The sequence below is a fragment of the Amycolatopsis pretoriensis genome (assembly GCF_900107925.1).
GTDB lineage: Bacteria > Actinomycetota > Actinomycetes > Mycobacteriales > Pseudonocardiaceae > Amycolatopsis > Amycolatopsis pretoriensis.
The window spans coordinates 423,888-439,585 of record NZ_FNUJ01000001.1 but is presented as its reverse complement, the minus strand read 5'-3'; the positions used below and the strand labels follow the sequence as shown (position 1 = coordinate 439,585).

The 15,698-nt window shown below is 71.2% G+C and carries 15 protein-coding genes; 8 read left to right on the top strand and 7 right to left on the bottom strand.

Features of this window, described 5'->3' with window-relative positions; translation table 11 throughout:
• A complete protein-coding gene (locus BLV96_RS02085) occupies positions 1-1,758 on the bottom strand; it encodes a chloride channel protein (protein WP_091388842.1) in 1,758 nt (585 codons plus the stop codon).
• Positions 1,759-2,102: 344 nt separating this feature from the next.
• The gene (locus BLV96_RS02080; RefSeq protein ID WP_244180011.1) at positions 2,103-2,543 is read right to left on the bottom strand and encodes a DUF6292 family protein; all 441 of its coding nucleotides are present in this window, start codon (positions 2,541-2,543) and stop codon (positions 2,103-2,105) included.
• Positions 2,544-3,232: 689 nt separating this feature from the next.
• Between BLV96_RS02080 and BLV96_RS02075 the strand changes: the two genes are divergently transcribed.
• A complete protein-coding gene (locus BLV96_RS02075; RefSeq protein ID WP_208608107.1) occupies positions 3,233-4,474 on the top strand; it encodes an ROK family transcriptional regulator in 1,242 nt (413 codons plus the stop codon).
• A 70-nt stretch (positions 4,475-4,544) separates the two neighbouring features.
• On the opposite strand, the gene BLV96_RS02070 is transcribed toward BLV96_RS02075, so the two are convergent.
• The 4 genes from BLV96_RS02070 to BLV96_RS02055 all read right to left on the bottom strand — a co-directional run bounded on the left by BLV96_RS02070 (position 4,545) and on the right by BLV96_RS02055 (position 8,091).
• Positions 4,545-5,087, bottom strand: a complete 543-nt coding sequence (locus BLV96_RS02070) for a GNAT family N-acetyltransferase (protein WP_086679114.1) — start codon at positions 5,085-5,087, stop codon at positions 4,545-4,547.
• A 1-nt stretch (position 5,088) separates the two neighbouring features.
• Positions 5,089-6,276 (bottom strand): acyl-CoA dehydrogenase family protein, encoded by a 1,188-nt coding sequence (locus BLV96_RS02065; RefSeq protein ID WP_086679113.1) that lies wholly within the window; start codon positions 6,274-6,276, stop codon positions 5,089-5,091.
• Between the two features lie 24 nt (positions 6,277-6,300).
• Positions 6,301-7,410: an acyl-CoA dehydrogenase family protein gene (locus BLV96_RS02060; protein WP_086679112.1), complete on the bottom strand. Its 1,110-nt coding sequence runs from the start codon at positions 7,408-7,410 to the stop codon at positions 6,301-6,303.
• Between the two features lie 69 nt (positions 7,411-7,479).
• Positions 7,480-8,091 carry a TetR/AcrR family transcriptional regulator gene (locus tag BLV96_RS02055; RefSeq protein ID WP_086679111.1) on the bottom strand — a complete coding sequence of 204 codons (612 nt, stop codon included), beginning with the start codon at positions 8,089-8,091 and terminating at the stop codon, positions 7,480-7,482.
• Positions 8,092-8,299: 208 nt separating this feature from the next.
• Here BLV96_RS02055 and BLV96_RS02050 point away from each other — a divergent pair, with 208 nt between their 5' ends.
• The 3 genes from BLV96_RS02050 to BLV96_RS02040 are packed head-to-tail and all read left to right on the top strand — an operon-like array spanning position 8,300 to position 10,777.
• Positions 8,300-9,451, top strand: coding sequence for an acyl-CoA dehydrogenase family protein (locus BLV96_RS02050; protein ID WP_086679110.1), 1,152 nt, complete (start codon positions 8,300-8,302; stop codon positions 9,449-9,451).
• Positions 9,452-9,462: 11 nt separating this feature from the next.
• The gene (locus BLV96_RS02045) at positions 9,463-9,957 is read left to right on the top strand and encodes a PaaI family thioesterase (RefSeq protein ID WP_086679109.1); all 495 of its coding nucleotides are present in this window, start codon (positions 9,463-9,465) and stop codon (positions 9,955-9,957) included.
• A gap of 7 nt (positions 9,958-9,964) precedes the next feature.
• Positions 9,965-10,777, top strand: coding sequence for a LuxR C-terminal-related transcriptional regulator (locus BLV96_RS02040; protein ID WP_086679108.1), 813 nt, complete (start codon positions 9,965-9,967; stop codon positions 10,775-10,777).
• 106 nt (positions 10,778-10,883) lie between these two features.
• Here BLV96_RS02040 and BLV96_RS02035 read toward each other — a convergent pair whose 3' ends face one another.
• A complete protein-coding gene (locus BLV96_RS02035; RefSeq protein WP_086679107.1) occupies positions 10,884-12,299 on the bottom strand; it encodes an aminotransferase-like domain-containing protein in 1,416 nt (471 codons plus the stop codon).
• A 58-nt stretch (positions 12,300-12,357) separates the two neighbouring features.
• Here BLV96_RS02035 and BLV96_RS02030 point away from each other — a divergent pair, with 58 nt between their 5' ends.
• From BLV96_RS02030 to BLV96_RS02015, 4 genes are read left to right on the top strand one after another with little or no spacing between them, the layout of a single operon-like run.
• Positions 12,358-13,299, top strand: a complete 942-nt coding sequence (locus tag BLV96_RS02030) for a PLP-dependent cysteine synthase family protein (RefSeq protein ID WP_208608106.1) — start codon at positions 12,358-12,360, stop codon at positions 13,297-13,299.
• Positions 13,296-14,225, top strand: a complete 930-nt coding sequence (locus BLV96_RS02025) for a DMT family transporter (protein ID WP_208608105.1) — start codon at positions 13,296-13,298, stop codon at positions 14,223-14,225. The genes BLV96_RS02030 and BLV96_RS02025 overlap by 4 nt, the downstream gene beginning before the upstream one ends.
• Positions 14,222-15,181, top strand: a complete 960-nt coding sequence (locus BLV96_RS02020; RefSeq protein ID WP_086679105.1) for a patatin-like phospholipase family protein — start codon at positions 14,222-14,224, stop codon at positions 15,179-15,181. The genes BLV96_RS02025 and BLV96_RS02020 overlap by 4 nt, the downstream gene beginning before the upstream one ends.
• Complete coding sequence (locus tag BLV96_RS02015) at positions 15,172-15,669, top strand: PaaI family thioesterase (RefSeq protein WP_244180010.1); 498 nt, start codon at positions 15,172-15,174, stop codon at positions 15,667-15,669. Before BLV96_RS02020 ends, BLV96_RS02015 begins: the two co-directional genes overlap by 10 nt.
• Positions 15,670-15,698 lie beyond the last annotated feature (29 nt).

Here is a 15,698-nt window from a genome sequence, read left to right as displayed (position 1 = left end):
TCACACCGGTCCGCGAGACCCGGCCGAAGCGAGCGCGGAGAGCACCGCCTGGTGCGTGAGCCACCCGGTCAGCTGGTGGTCGCCGTCCAGTACCGGCAAGCCGGTGCCCGGGGCGTTCGTCAACGCCGTCAGCGCATCGGCGAGCGAGGTCTCGCACGTGACCAGCGGCGGCAGCTCGGCCAGGTCCCCCACGGTGCCGTCGTGGTCGTCCCCCAGCGCCTCCGCCACCGCCTGCGCCGTGACACAGCCCTGGTAACGGCCTGCTTCGTCGGTCACGGGCAGGATGCCGTGCCCCGACACCGCGAGGGCGTGCGCGGCGCGCTCGAGCGGGGTGCCGGCCGGAAGCGGTTCGGGCAACGGCTCGGCGACGGCTTCGACCGCCGTAGCGGCCAGCCGGCGTTCCTGCGGGTGGCGGTCGAGGTCGACGCCACGGCGGCGCAGCTTCAGCGTGTAGATCGTGTCCCGCGACAGCGTCCTGCCGGTGGCCGTGGCGATCACGATCGCCGTCAGCATCGGCAGGATGATCGTGTACTGGCCGGTCAGCTCGAACAGCACGATCACCGCGGTGATCGGCGCCCGCGCCGCTCCCGCGAACGCCGCGCCCATCCCGATCAGCCCGTACACCCCGGGCGAGGCGGTCAGCGACGGCAGCCAGGCGTGGACCACGATCCCGAACGCCGTCCCGCCCATCGCGCCGATGAACAGTGACGGCGCGAAGACCCCACCGGAGCCGCCGATGCCGATCGTCAGGCTCGTCGCAACGATCTTGCCCACCAGCAGCAACAACAGGAACCCGAGGACGTACTTGCCCTCGACGGCGTTCTGCAGCACCGGGTAGCCCACGCCGTACATCTGCGGCAGCAGGAGCAGAAGCCCGCCGAGGAAGACTCCGCCGGCCGCCGGCCGCAGCCACTCCGGGCCGCGCCAGACCCAGTCGCAGAAGTCCTCGATCCAGTACAGGACCCGGGTGAACAGCACCCCGCACGCGCCCACGACGATCCCGAGCACCACGAAAAGAAGGTATTCCACCGGGTTGCGCAGGGTGAAGGGCGGCAGGTCGAGGAACGGCGTGTTCCCGAACGCCGCCCGCCCGACCACACTCGCGGTCACGCTGGCGAGCACGACCGCGCCGAACGATTCCGCGGCGAAGTCGCGCAGGATCAGCTCCATCGCGAAGAACGGTCCCGCGAGCGGCGCGTTGAACGTCGCCGCGATCCCGCCCGCCGCACCGCAGGCCACCAGCACCCGCAGGCGGGACTCCGGCAGCCGCGTCAGGCGGCCCAGCGTGGACCCCAAGGCCGAGCCGATCTGCACGATCGGCCCCTCACGCCCGACCGAACCGCCGGAACCGATGGTCAGCGCCGAGGCCAAGGCCTTGACCGCGCTCACCTGCGCCGGGATCCGGCCGCCGCGCTCGGCGACCGCGTACATGACTTCCGGAACGCCGTGCCCGCGGGCTTCCGGTGCGAACTTGTACACCAACGGCCCGTAGATCAGCCCGGCGACGACGGGTGCGAGCAGCAGGAACCACGGGCCGAGCTCCGGGAACCAGGGGTGCGCGACGCGGCCGGCACCGGCGTAGTCGGCCTGCCCGGAGAACAGGCGGGTGAAGGTCGTGATGAGCCAGCGGAACACGATCGCGCCGAGGCCGGCGCCCGCACCGATGAGCACGGCCAGCCCGACCAAGCCACTCCGGCTTTCCCGCAGCCACGTCCCGATCGGCTGCCGGACCGGGACGGGTACCCGCCTGCCCGCGATGCAATTTCCTGAAGACACTATTGCATTATGCAACACTTGGTTCGATCACGCGAAGGAGCACCCACGCCACTTGCGTACGACAACAGTTTGCCCTTCCGGCGAGGAACCGGCGCGGCGGCGGGGCACAACGCTGTACCCCGCCGCCGCGTCACGGCGCCGTTTCCGCCCGGGCCGGAGCTTTGCAGCACCCTCGGGCCCGCGCCCCCAAACCCATGACGCGTTCCTCGCTCACGACGGCCGCTCCGAGCCAGTCGGCGCCGGACTCCACTGTCGCGCGGAATCGTCCCGCCGAACCTGACGATTTCCTTGCGATCCTCAGCCGAGCACGCAGTAGCGCAACCGGCTCAGTCGGCGCGATCCGGGTCTGCCTGCTGGATGCCTCCCGGCGGCAAGACGAGAACGGCGAAGCCGCTCAGCAGCTCGTGCAGGTCGCAAGCGGAACCAGAGGCGGGCCGCCCGCCGCGGCGCCGGCCCGCCAGGACGTCGTCGACGAAGCCCGCCACGTCAGCGGGCTCCGGCACGAGCGGGTCTCCGAACCGGGCCAGTGTCTCCCCGGGCCCCAGCTCCGGATGCTCCAGAACCAGTTCCCAGCCGGCGTCGGCCGACCAGACGAGCAGGAGGTCCCGTTCGGGATCTCGGGGACTCCGCCGGCTCAACGCCAGGTAGGCGGCAGGCGGATCGAAGTCCCGGCCGAGCCCACCCGGGAGTACGCCGACGGCCTCCGAAACGACGCGGAGGTAGCCGGCCAGGCCGATCTCCCAGGACCGGAGTCCGCGCTGCAGCACCTGCTCCCTTTCCGCCAGGACCGGAACGAACGACCGCCGGCACGGGACTCGATGTGCTTCCCGCCTCGTCGCCGGCCGCCACCGACCAGGTCCGCGACCGGTTCGGGCCGCACCGCTCAAGCATGCCGAACCGTCGGCGAACTGAACCTGACGAATACCTTGCGATTCCGACCCGAGCCGGCGCCGGGAGGCCGGCTTCAGCGGTTCGAACCGGGCGCCGCGGGTTGGAGTCCGCGTAGCGCGAGCGCAGGTTCGCCACGGCGCGACGACCGATGTCGAACCACGAGTTCCGCACCACGTGCAACCAGGCCCGGTGGTGACCGGACGGACGTTGCAGCCATTCGCCGGCCGGCAGCGACGGTCCCGACGCCCACCGCCGCCAGATCCCGGCCGCCTCGGGGAACTCACACCGGTCACCGAAGAAACGAAACGAAACACGACGGACTTTTCCTGCGAACCACCGCCGACCTGCAGAACCGGGTCGCCGGCTGGCACCGCACAGCGAAACCACCCGGCCGTTGCAGCCCGCCCCGGGCCGCATGCCTCGCCAACTCGGTCTCCCTGCCGGTCGTGCCGGTGAAACCTCGACCACCTGACATCAAGATCGCGAGACGCGGCCGCGTCGCGGGATTGCACGGAGCGCCCCATGGTGCCAGTCTGGCCAGGGCACTCTAGGCATCGGACACGATATGGATCTGTTGACGCCCTGGGGCGGTTCGAGGATCGGATTGGACCAGGACGAGATGCGCCGGCACAATCGCGGCGCTTTCCTCCGCCTTGTGCACCTGAGTGGCGGGATTTCGCGAGCTGAACTCGCGAGACGGATGGACCTCAATCGCAGCACGATCAAGCAGTTGACGGCGGAACTGAGCGCGGCAGGCCTGGTCCGGGAGGTGTCGCAGACGGACAACCGGCACCAGGGTCGTCCGTCGCCCATCGTGCGGCCGGAGACTCAGCGGATCCACGTGTTGGCGTTCGACGTCGCGGTGGACCGGCTGGTCGCCGCCCGGATCGGCCTCGGCGGCGTCATCCTCGACCGCAAGGTCGCCGCCCGGCACCGGTCCGGCGTCGATCTCGACTACGTGGTCACGACGCTGGCAGAGCTCGGCCGCCAGCTGACCGAGGCGGCGCCGTCGACGTCGACGTGCGTAGGGCTCGGGGCCTCGTACTGCGGAATGATCCGTCCCGACGACGGGGTCGTCCGGTTCGGTCCCGACCTCGGCTGGGTCGACCAGGCCTTCGGCGCCGAACTGGCACGCCGGCTGGGTCTGGGGCAGCGCGTGCTGGTGGGAAACGAGGCGCATCTCGGAGCGCTCGCGGAGCACCTTCGTGGTGCCGGGATGGGGGTGCAGAACCTCGTTTACCTGCACGGCGACGTCGGCGTCGGTGGTGGGATCATCGTCGGCGGCACGGTGCTGGACGGCGACGCGGGGTACGGCTGCGAGCTGGGCCACATGGTCGTCAACCCGCACGGCGGACGACCTTGTGGCTGCGGCTCCAGCGGGTGCCTGGAGGCCGAAGCCGGTGAGCGGGCCTTGCTGGACGCCGCGGGCCGGCCGGCGGGCGTCTTCGGTCGTGACGCCGTGCGGGCGGTGGCCGACGACGCGGCCGCCGGCGATGCCGACGCTCGGGACGCGCTCGATTACGTCGGGGATTGGCTGGGCATCGGCGTGGCGAATCTCATCAATCTGTTCAATCCGGCTGTGGTCGTCTTCGGTGGGATGTTGCGGGATGTGTACGCCGGTGTGTTGCCGCGAGTACGTAGTCGCGTCGCACGCAATGTGCTCCCGGTGGCGAAGGAAAGAGTACGCCTGAGTGTGTCGGCTCTCGGTGACGACACCACCCTGCTCGGCGCGGGCGAGCTCGGATTCTCGCGGCTGCTGCGCGATCCATTCAGCGCAACGCCGCAGGTTTCGCAGACCGCTTGGTGATCCGGCTGCGGCGTGTCACCTGGGGTTGAGCCCCGAGCGGGGAGGCGATGCGGGCCGCCGGACCGATCGGTCACACCGGCTTCGCCGAGGGCGCGGTTGCGGCCGGCCCGGCGGCTGAGCATCCGATCTCCTTATATCCGGCAAGGGTTCCGCACACGGTGATCGTTTCACCGTCGGGTTCGAGCCGGCTGTCGGCGAGGAACCTCCGTGACCACTCCAGTACCACCTGGTTCTCTTGAAGCACGTCGCAGCGCACCCGGGTCGAACCGGACGCCGTCAGCACAGCCGACAACTCGTGCGCCAACCTTCTGCCGACGCCCCGGTACTGGTACGCGTCGGCGACGACGACGCCGATGTCCACCGCTTGCCCGTCGGCGCGGACGGCCATCGCGTGGCCGACCACGGTTTCTCCGTCGAGCGCGAGCAGCACCCATTGGGTGGAGGTGACCGTGAGCATCGCGTCGACCAGCTCGGCGGTGATGTTTCGGATACCGGAGAAGAACCGGTGGTACCGGCTGACCAACGACAGTCCGATGAGGAATCCCCCGACCGAGCCGTGATCCCCGGGGCGCGGCGGCCGGACGACGATCCGCTCTTCCACTGTGGACAGCACCCTACTTGAGTTCCGTCGAGGACTTCCCGAGCAGCCTTCGGGCCACGATGAGCTGCTGGACCTGTTGCGTGCCTTCGAAGATGTCCATGATCTTCGCGTCCCGGGCCCACTTCTCGAGCAGCGAATCCTCCGAGTACCCGAGGCTGCCGACGAGCTCGATGCAGCGCAGGGTGATGTCCGTGGCGCAGCGGCCGGCCTTGGCCTTGGCCATCGATGCCGGCAACGAGTTCGGCCGGGCGTTGTCGGCCATCCACGCGGCTTCCAGTGTCAGCAGGTAGGACGCCTCGTAGTCGGCTTCCAGTGCGATGAAAGCCGCGACGGCCGCGGGCTGACGCGGGCCCGCGCGGTCGTAGTCGATGGTCAGTCCCGCGTCCGTGAGCAGCCGGCGGGTCTCGTCCAACGCGGCTCTGGCCACGCCCACGGCCATCGCCGCGACCAGCGGGCGGGTGTTGTCGAAGGTCTGCATGACGCCGGCGAAACCGCGCCGGACGTCGATCTCCGGGTCGCCGAGCAGGTTCTCCCGGGGCACCCGGACGTTCTCGAGGCGGAAGTGCGCGGTGTCGGAAGCCCGGATGCCGAGCTTGTGCTCCAGGCGCACCAGCTCGAACCCCGGCGTGCCCTTCTCCACGACGAACGACTTGATCGCCGCCCGGCCCTTCGACTTGTCCAGCGTCGCCCACACCACGACGACGTCGGCGCGCTCGCCGGAGGTGACGAAGATCTTCTCGCCGTCGAGCACGTACTCGTCGCCGTCGAGGGCGGCCGTGGTGCGGATCGCGGCCGAGTCCGATCCGCAGTCCGGTTCGGTGATCGCCATCGCCGCCCACTTGCCGGCGAACCGCTTCGCCTGCTCCTCGTTCGCGACCGAGGCGATCGCGGCGTTGCCCAGGCCCAACCGGGGCAGCGACAGCAGCAGGCCCGCGTCGCCCCAGCACATCTCCATGATGCCGAGCACGCTGGTGAGGTTGCTGCCGTTGCGGTTTTCCGCCTTGTTCGCGGGTTTCGGGCCGCCGCCCGGGCCGAACGCGCTCAGGTGGTCGGCGAGGGGGCCGAGCACGTCGAGTTCGGGGGGCCGGGTGTGTTCGGCACGGTCGTTGCGGCGCGAGCCGGGCCGGAGGATCTCGGCCGCGGCGCGGTGGGCCTGGCTCACCACAGTGGCGAGCGTTTCCGGCACCTCGAGGTTGATCACGGGTTTCTCCTTGAGTACCGGGGTTCAGACGAGCACGCCGCCGGTGGCGACGCCGACCGCGCGCAAGTCGCGGTACCAGCGTTCGACCGGGTGCTCGCGGACGTAGCCGTGCCCGCCGAGCAGCTGCACGCCGTCGCTGCCGATGCGCATGCCCTTCTCCGCGCACAACCGGTGGGCCAGCGCGGCCTCCCGGGCGAACGGCAGCCCCGCGTCGGCACGGGCGGCCGCGCGGTAGGTGGCCAGCCGCATGGCCTCCAGCTCGATGGCGATGTCGGCGACGGTGAACGCGACGCCTTGGCGGTGGCTGACCGGTTCGCCGAACGCGACGCGGTCGTTGACGTACGGGATGACGTAGTCGAGCACGGCCTGGGCGGTACCGACGGCGAGCCCGCACCAGGCCAGCCGGGACAGGCGCACGCATTCTGCGTAGGCCTCACCGAGGAGGGCGGTCTCGGGCACGTGGACGTCGGTCAGGTCGACCCGGCCCAGGCCGGCGGCCCGGACCCCCATCGCGGGATCAGCCGTCACAGTCAGGCCGCTCGTGTCCGCCTCGACCATGAACAGGGCGGGGCCGCCGCCTTCCAGGTGCGCCGAGATGACGAACAGCTCGGCCTGCGCCGCCCGGACGACCATCGACTTGGCGCCGTCGAGGACGAACCCGCCCGGCGCTCGCCGCGCCACTGTGTGCGGCTCGAACGGGTCGGCCAGAGCGTGTGGCTCCGCGATCGCGAGGGCCGCGACCGGCACGTCGGCGCCGACGAACCGCGGGAGGTACGTGGCCTGGGCGTCACCACTTCCCCACCGCGCGAGCGCGGTGCTGACGGCGGCGGAGGCGAGGCACGCCACAGCGAGTCCCATGTCGCCGGTGGCGAGGGCTTCGGTGACCAGGATCGAGGTGACCGCCGCACGCGCGGTGGCCACGCCGCCGAGCTCCTCGGGCACGCCGAGCAGGGTCAGGCCGAGTTCGGCGGACTTGGCGACCAGGTCGTCGGGGGCGCCGTGGCGCGTGTCGGCCTCGGCCGCGCGGTCGCGGAGCTGCTCGGCGGCGAACTCGGCGGCGGTGTCCCGGATGAGCCGCTGGTCCTCGGTCGGGGTGAGGTCGAACAGGCCGGGCGTGGACGTGCCGACAGCCATGGGGTTCTCCTGAGCTGCGAGAGGCCTGCCCCCGGCAATCAGCCGGGCGGCGGCGAGAGGTGGTGAGTCCTATTTGGAGCGCGTGCGGCGCGCGGGAGCGAGACCGGTGACGAGCGCGGTGAGCCCGAGCCGCCAGCGACGGTCGACCGAGTGCTTCGACGAGCCGAGCCGGCGGGCGCTTTCGGCGGTGGCCATGCCTTCGACGTAGGCGAAGAACACGTGGGCGAGGTCGGTCGGGTCTCCGGCGAGCACGCCCGCGTCGACGGCGTCCCGGACCCGCCGGACGAAGATCCTGCGCACCTTGACGCCGGCCTTGTCCTCGTCCCCGGTGGGGTCGAAGTCGACGAACGGGCGGGAGAACATGATCTGGGCCAGCACCGGACGGGTGACGACGAAGCGGCGGAACGCCTCGGCGAGGGCGAGGAGGGCTTCGCGCGGCTCGGTGTCCGCAGGCAGCGCCGCCAGGTCGTCGCCCAGCATCCGGAAACCCTCGAAGAAGACCTCGCGGATGAGGCCGGCCTTGTCGCCGAAGACCTCGTAGATCGCCGGGACGGACGCGTCCGCGCGGCGGGCGACGGACCTCGTGGTCAGCCCGGCCACGCCCTCGTCGGCGAGCACCGCCAGCGCACTGGCCACACCGCGCTCGCGGAGGGCGTCGGTGCGTTGCTTCACCCGAGGCACAGCGTGATGTTAACACCCGGCTCCCGATCTGGACAGACGTTACGGAACATCGATACGGAACAGCGTTACAACTTCCGTCACTGTGCCTCGCCCGGTCGGCCGTCGCTACCCTTGAACGGGGGTAATCCTTGGCTGCCCGCGTTAACGGCCGCTAACGTGGGCCGTGTCGAGCGCACACCGGCAGCTGCCGGCATCGAAGGAGGAACCCGTGATCGACAACCGGCTCAGCGACGAGCATGAGGACTTGCGCAAGATCGTCGAAGCCTTCGCGCGCGACGAAGTCGCGCCGGTGATCGGCGACCTCTACGAACGAGCCGCGTTCCCCTACGACATCGTCGCGAAGATGGGTGACATGGGCCTGTTCGGCCTGCCCTTCGACGAGCGGTACGGCGGCATGGGCGGTGACTACTTCGCGGTGTGCGTCGCCGTGGAGGAACTGGCGCGGGTCGACTCGTCGGTGGCGGTCACCCTCGAAGCCGGGGTCTCCCTGGGCGCGATGCCCATCTACCGCTTCGGCACCGAAGAGCAGAAACAGGAGTGGCTCCCCCGGCTCTGCAGCGGCCGGGTGCTCGGTGCGTTCGGCCTCACCGAGCCCGGCGCGGGCTCCGATGCGGGCGCGGCACGCACGACCGCCGTCCGCGACGGGGACGACTGGGTCATCACCGGCTCCAAGGCCTACATCACCAACTCCGGCACGGACATCACCGGGCTGGTCACCGTGACCGCCGTGACCGGAACCGCCGACGACGGCGGCAAGGCGATCTCCACCATCATCGTGCCGGCGGGCTCCCCGGGCCTGCATGTGTCCAAGCCGTACTCGAAAGTCGGCTGGTGCGCCTCCGACACGCGGGAACTGGGTTTCGACGCGGTCCGCGTCCCGGCCGGGAACCTGCTCGGTGAGCTCGGCCGCGGCTACGCGCAGTTCCTCTCGATCCTCAACGAAGGCCGGGTGGCGATCTCGGCGCTGGCCACCGGTCTCGCGCAGGGCTGCGTCGACGGATCCCTGCGCTACGCGAAGGAACGCGAGACGTTCGGGCAGCCCATCGGCAAGCACCAGGCCATCGCGTTCAAGATCGCCGAGATGGAGGCCCGCGCCCGCACCGCCCGGTTCGCCTACTACGCCGCGGCGGCGAAGATGCTGCGCGGCGAGCCCTTCACGCGTGAGTCGGCGATCGCCAAGCTGGTCTCCTCCAACGCGGCCATGGACAACGCACGCGACGCCACGCAGATCTTCGGCGGCATGGGCTTCAGCAACGAAACACCGGTCGCCCGCTTCTACCGCGACGCCAAGATCCTCGAGGTCGGCGAAGGCACCAGCGAGGTGCAGAAGATGCTCATCGCCCGCGAGCTCGGGCTCTAGAACGGAGGATCATGGAAGGCACTCGGACCTACAGCTGGGTCGATCCGCGAGAGCTCGCCGAGCTCAGCCGCGAGATGGACGGACTCGCGTTCAGCCGGCACCTGCTCGACGCCGGCGACGCGGGAATCATGCCGATCGCCGCGACCCTCGGCTTCCGCCTCGCCGAGATCGACCGCGGGCACGCCGTGCTCACCGGTGAGCTCGGCGAGCACCTCTACAACCCCATCGGCATGGTGCACGGCGGAGTCGCCGCGACGCTGCTCGAAAGCGCCGCCGGGTACGCCGTCCAGACGACCGTGCCCGTCGGCAACGGCTACACCACACTGGACCTGTCCGTGCACTACCTGCGCCCGCTCACCGCCGACCTCGGCCGGATCCGCGCCATCGGCACGGTGCTCAACCGCGGCCGGCGCACCGCGCTCGCGCACGCCGAGATCCGCGACCCGGCGGACCGGCTCCTCGCGCACGCGACGAGCTCGTGCATGATCTTCGCCGCCGGAGAGTGAGCCCGGGATGAACCGGCCGGACGCCGACGGCCCCACACCCCGGCAGATCATCGACGAACTGCTGCCCGAGCGGCTCGAGCGGCTGCGGAAGGTGACCGGGCTGCCGATCGTGCTGGGCGGCGCGACCCGTCGGGACGCCACCGGCGTGCAGCTGGTCCTCGACCGGCTGGTGGGCAACTCCGGGGAGTCGTTGCGGGGGCTGGTCGTGCGTTCCGGCAAGGGACTCGGCGGCTGCGTGCTGCGCAGCCGCACGCCGTACCGGGTGAACGACTACGCGTCCACCATGGCGATCACCCACGACTACGACGACGCGGTCCGCCAGGAAGGGCTGACGTCCGTCTTCGCCGTGCCTGTCCTCGTTCGCGGCGAGGTCGGCGGTGTGCTCTACGGCGCGGTGCGGGAAGGCAGCCCGATCGGCGACCGGACGGTCCGCGGCGCGGTCGTGGTCGCCGGACAGCTCCAGTCCGATGTGGAGCGGCGGCTCGGACGCGCACCCGCCGACCGGTCGCGCGAGGCGCTCGCCGAGCTGACCGCGCTGATCCGGGACACCGACGATCCCGTGCTCCGCGCGCGGCTGGACCGGATCCGGGCGGACCTGGCCCCGGAGCCGGCGCGCTCGGAGGCGCACTTCTCCCTGTCGCCGCGGGAAATCGACGTGCTGCGGCTGGTCGAGGTCGGCGCCGCCAACCTCGAGATCGCCGCCCGGCTCGGACTCGGCTTGGAGACCGTGAAGGCGTACCTGCGCTCGGCCATGCGCAAGCTGGAGGTCCACAACCGCACGGCCGCGGCACACAATGCGCGGCTCGGTGGGTTGCTGTGACGATCCGCCCTTGGCCTTACCCAGCAGCCGGCGGACGCGGAACTTCGAGCCGGCGGTCAGTGCGGGCAGGTCGCCCGCGACGAGGGCGAGCGCGGCCGAGAGTCGGTCAGCCGGCTTCGGCGTACGCGGTGGCAAGCCGGTGAACGCCTTCGCCGATCTCCTCCGCGCCCGCCGTGTCGGCGAAGGCCAGGCGCAGGTACGGGGCCGGGGCTTCCGCGGCGAAGTACGCGCGTCCGGCCGACACGGCGACCCCTGCTCTCCAGGCAGCGGAGACGACCGTGGTCTCGTCGGTTCCCTCGGGCAACCGGAGCCAGAGGTAGTGCCCGCCCACCGGGAGCCGGGCCGGCGCCAGGTCGGGGATGTCCCGGTGCAGCGCGGCGGCCATGGCATCGCGACGTTCGCGCAGACCGGCGGCGAGCGCACGGAGGTGGCGAGGCCAGGCAGGCGCGCCCACGAGGTCGAGGGTGGCCTCCTGCAGTGGGCGCGGTACGAAGAAGCTGTCGACGACCTGGGTCGCCCGCAGCCGTTCACGCACCGGACCGCGGGCGACGAGCGCGGCGATCCGCAGGTTGGGCGAGGTCACCTTCGTCAGCGAACCGACGTGGACGACCGCGCCGTACGGGTCGTCGGCGACCAGCGGCGGCGGCACCGGTCCGCCGTGGCCGAGGTGGCGGGCCCAATCGTCTTCGAGCAGGAACGCGCCCGCGGCGTGCACGACCTCGATGATCTCGCGACGCCGGTCCGGGGCCAGGACGGCGCCGGTCGGGTTCTGGAACAGCGGTTGCGCGTAGAACACCTTCGCCCCGGTCGCGGCAAAGACGTCCCGCAGGAGGTCGAGCCGAACGCCGTCCTCGTCGACCGGCACCGGCACGGGACGCAGCCCCGCCGCGCGGGCGGCGGCCAGCGCGCCCGGGTAGGTCGGGGACTCGACCAGCACGGCGGATCCCGGCGGGGCGAGCGCGCGCAACGCCGTGGTCAGCGCGGCCTGTCCCCCGCCGCTGATCAGCACTTCGGCCGCGGTGAGACCACCGCCCAATTCCCGGGCGAACCACGTCCGCAGTGCGGTGAGCCCCTCCAGCGGTGGCCGCTCCCACGCCCCCGGCCGGCGAGCGGCTGCCGCCAAGGCGGTGGCCAGTGGCCGTTCCGGCTGCAGCGACCGGTGCACGAACCCGCCGTTGAAGGAGATGACACCCGGCGGCGGCACGGCGAGGTTCGTGCTCAGCCCCGAGGCGTCGACGACACCGCGTTGATCGTCAGCGGTGAGCGCGACCTGCTGCCACGACGTGTCGATGGTCCGCCGCTCGAGCGCGGTGGGCTCCGCGCGGTACGCCCCGGCGCCCGGCCGCGTCACCACGAGCCCTTCCGCCGTGAGGACCGCCAGTGCCCGCGACACGGTGACCGGACTGACCCCGAAGCGGTTGACCAGTGCCCGGTTCGACGGCAGCTTCTCGCCTCGCGAGTAGTGATTCAGCTCATCTCGCAGCACCTTGGCCAGATTTCGCGCACTGCTATCGTTGGACATGAGAATGGATGATAGCGCTACTGGTCATTCGAGAGTAACAGCCGGAGTGCTCCCGACGGTGCTGGACGCAGTCGGTGCCACCCCGGTGGTGCGCCTGGACCGGCTCTCGGCCGACGTCGACGGCGTTCTGCTGGCGAAGCTGGAGTACCTCAACCCCGGCGGCTCCAAGAAGGACCGGGTCGCGAAGCGGATCATCGAAGACGCCGAACGCGCCGGCGTGCTGCGGCCTGGCCAACCCGTGGTCGAACTGACCAGCGGCAACACCGGTGCCGGACTCGCCATCGCCTGTGCGGTGACCGGCCACCCGTTCGTGGCGGTGCTGTCGCGCGGCAGCTCGGCCGAACGCGCTCGGATGATCGCCGCGCTCGGCGGCGAGGTCGTGCTCGTCGACCAGGCACCCGGCTCGGTGCCCGGCCGCGTTTCGGGCGCCGACATGGACCTCGTCGAAGCCGAGGCGCAGCGGATCACCGAACGACGCGGCGCGTTCCGCTCGGACCAGTTCGAGAACCGCGGCAACGTCGACGCCCACCGAACCGGGACCGGGCCGGAGATCTGGGAACAGACCGGCGGTGAGCTGGACGCGTTCGCCGACTTCGTCGGCACCGGCGGCGGTCTGGCCGGCGTCACCCTCGCCCTGAAGGTACGCGACCCGTCCATCCGCTGCTACGCCGTCGAACCCGCGGGCGCCGCCGCGCTCGCGGGCGGGGACACCTCCCGGCCGAACCACCCCATCCAGGGTGGCGGCTTCGGCCGCGCCGACCTGACCCACCTGCGCGACGTCCCGCTCGACGGCCACCTCCAGGTCACCGGCGACGAGGCCCGGACCACGGCGCGGCTGCTGGCCACCCGCGAAGGCATCTTCGCCGGCTTTTCCGCCGGCGCCAACGTCGCCGCCGCGCTCCGGCTGCTGCGCGGCGACCTCGCGGGGGCCACGGTGGCCGTCGTCATCCCGGACTCCGGACTGAAGTACTTGTCCACCGACCTGTGGGAGCAGCCGTGACGGCCGTACGGGAGCGGACCGAGGTCACCCCCTACCTGTCCCTGCTCACCACGATGGCGTTGTTCGGCTCGGCCTTCACCAGCGCGAAGGTCGTCGTCGGCGAGCTGCCCCACGACGTCGCGGCGGCGCTGCGGTTCGGCGGCGGCGCGGTGATCCTCCTCGTGCTGCTGCGCCTCCGGCCCGGCTCGGAGCGCTTTTCGTGGCGCGACCTGACCCGCGCGGGCTCGGCCGGCCTGGTCGGCTTGTTCGCGTACAACTTCTTTTTCTTCTGGGGCCTTTCCCTCGCACCCTCCCTCGACGGTGTCATCATCGTGCCGGTGCTGAGCCCCGTGCTGACGACGCTCTTTTTCCTCGTCACCGGGCGAGAGCCTTCTTCGAGGACGCGCGTCGGCGGACTCGCGTTCGGGATCGGCGGCGCGGTCGTGTTCTTCGCCGGTATCAGCGGGACCGGCGGTGTGAGTGGCTCGCGCCTCGCGGGCGATTTCGCCTTTCTCGCCGCGGCCGCGTGCTGGGCCGCCTACAGCATCATGTCCAAGAAGGTGCTCCGTGGCATCGAGCCGTTGCGCGCCACGACCTACGCCACCGGAGTCGGCGCGGTGGCGCTCGCGCTGGTGGCGCTGCCGTCCCTTCGTGGTGTCGAGTGGTCAGCCGTCTCGGCCGGCACCTGGGCGAACGTCGCTTTCCTCGCGATCGGCCCGACCGCGATCGCGTACCTCTGCTACTACCACGGGCTGCGCTCGGTCAGCCCGGTCACCGCGACCACCACCATGTTCGCGGTGCCGGTGTTCGGGACCGTCACCTCGGTCCTGTTCCTCGGCGAGTCCTTCACCGCGATCCAGGTCCTCGGCGCTCTGACCACCGTCGCCGGTGCCCTGCTCGCAGTCACGAGTGAAAGAAGTGTCATGGCGAACAAGGAGAACCAGTGACCGACAGCGTCCTGCAGCTGCTGCGAGACCGCAAGCACCACGGCAGCACCCCGGGCCACCGCGACGACGACGCCCGGCTCGCGCTCGTGATCGAAGGGGGGAGCTCGCGAGGCGCGTACTCGAGCGGGATGACCGTCGCCATCGAACGACTCGGTCTGCTACCGGCGTTCGACGCCGTCTACGGAAGCTCCGCGGGTGCGCTCAACGGGGCTTGGCTGCTGTGTGGCCGGGCCGAAAGCACCATGCACGCGTGGTGGGACCGGGCCATCATGGGCGCGACGATCGCGCCGGTGCGCGCGCTGCGCGGCCGTCCGGTCGTGGACACCGGCTACCTGGTCCACACCATCTACACCGAGGTCATGCCGATGGGGTTCCGGGAAGTCCTCGGCAACGCCGTCGAGTTCCATCCGATCGCTACGGATGCCGTGACCGGCGAAGCCGTCGACCTGCACGACCACATCGTCGACCAGACGTCGCTGCAAGCCGCGCTGCGGGCATCGACGGCGATGCCACTGCTGGCGGGCAAGCCGGTCGAACTCGGCGGACGGACGTACGTCGACGCGGGCGTGAGCGAGGCAGTCCCCTTCCGGACCGCCGTGGCGCAGCAGGCCACCCACGTCGTGGCCCTGCGGACCAAACGTCTGGACGAGCCCGCCGCGACCCCTCCTTCGCGCGGCGAGCGGCTGGTCGCTTCGCGGTGGTTCGCCCGGCACGCGCGCGGCGCCCAGGCGACGTGGCTGCGCCGCGACGTCATCCGAGCCGAGGAAGAACGGCTCCTGGCAACGCATCCCGACACGCTGCAGATCCGTCCCCCGCAGGGCAGCGCCCGGATCGGCCGCACCGAACGGGGTCCGGACCTGCTGCGCGCGGCCGTGGACGCCGGCATCCAGGCGGCGACGAGCGCGCTCTCCGCCGCCGGCGCCACCCCCGACCTCGAGGAGACACCGTGGACCTGACCACCGACCGCGTGCGCACCGTCACGTGGGCCGACCAGCAGGCGTTCGCGGCGGCGGCCGAGCTGACCGGCCTGGAGTTCCTCAAGGCCATGGCTCGCGGCGACGTTCCGCCGGCACCGATGATGGACCTGATCGGCCTGCGCCTGGTCGCGGCGGCTGAAGGCGAAACCGTGTTCCGGCTGCTGCCGGGCGAGTTCCACTTCAATCCGATGTGGACGGTCCACGGCGGGGTGTACGCGACGATGCTGGACTCGGCGGCCGCCTGCGCGGTCCACACGACCCTGCCCGCCGGGGCGCGATTCAGCACCCTCGACCTGTCGATCCGGCTCCTCAAAGCCATTCGAGCCGACACAGGAGAGATCACGGTCACCGGCCGGGTGGTGCATCAGGGCCGGAACTTCGCGGTCGCCGAAGCACGTTTGGAGGACTCCGCGGGAAAGCTGCTGGCGACGGCCACGGCCGGCTGTTCCATCACCCGTCCGCGTTGACGCACCGCGCGATCCTCCGACCAGTCGAG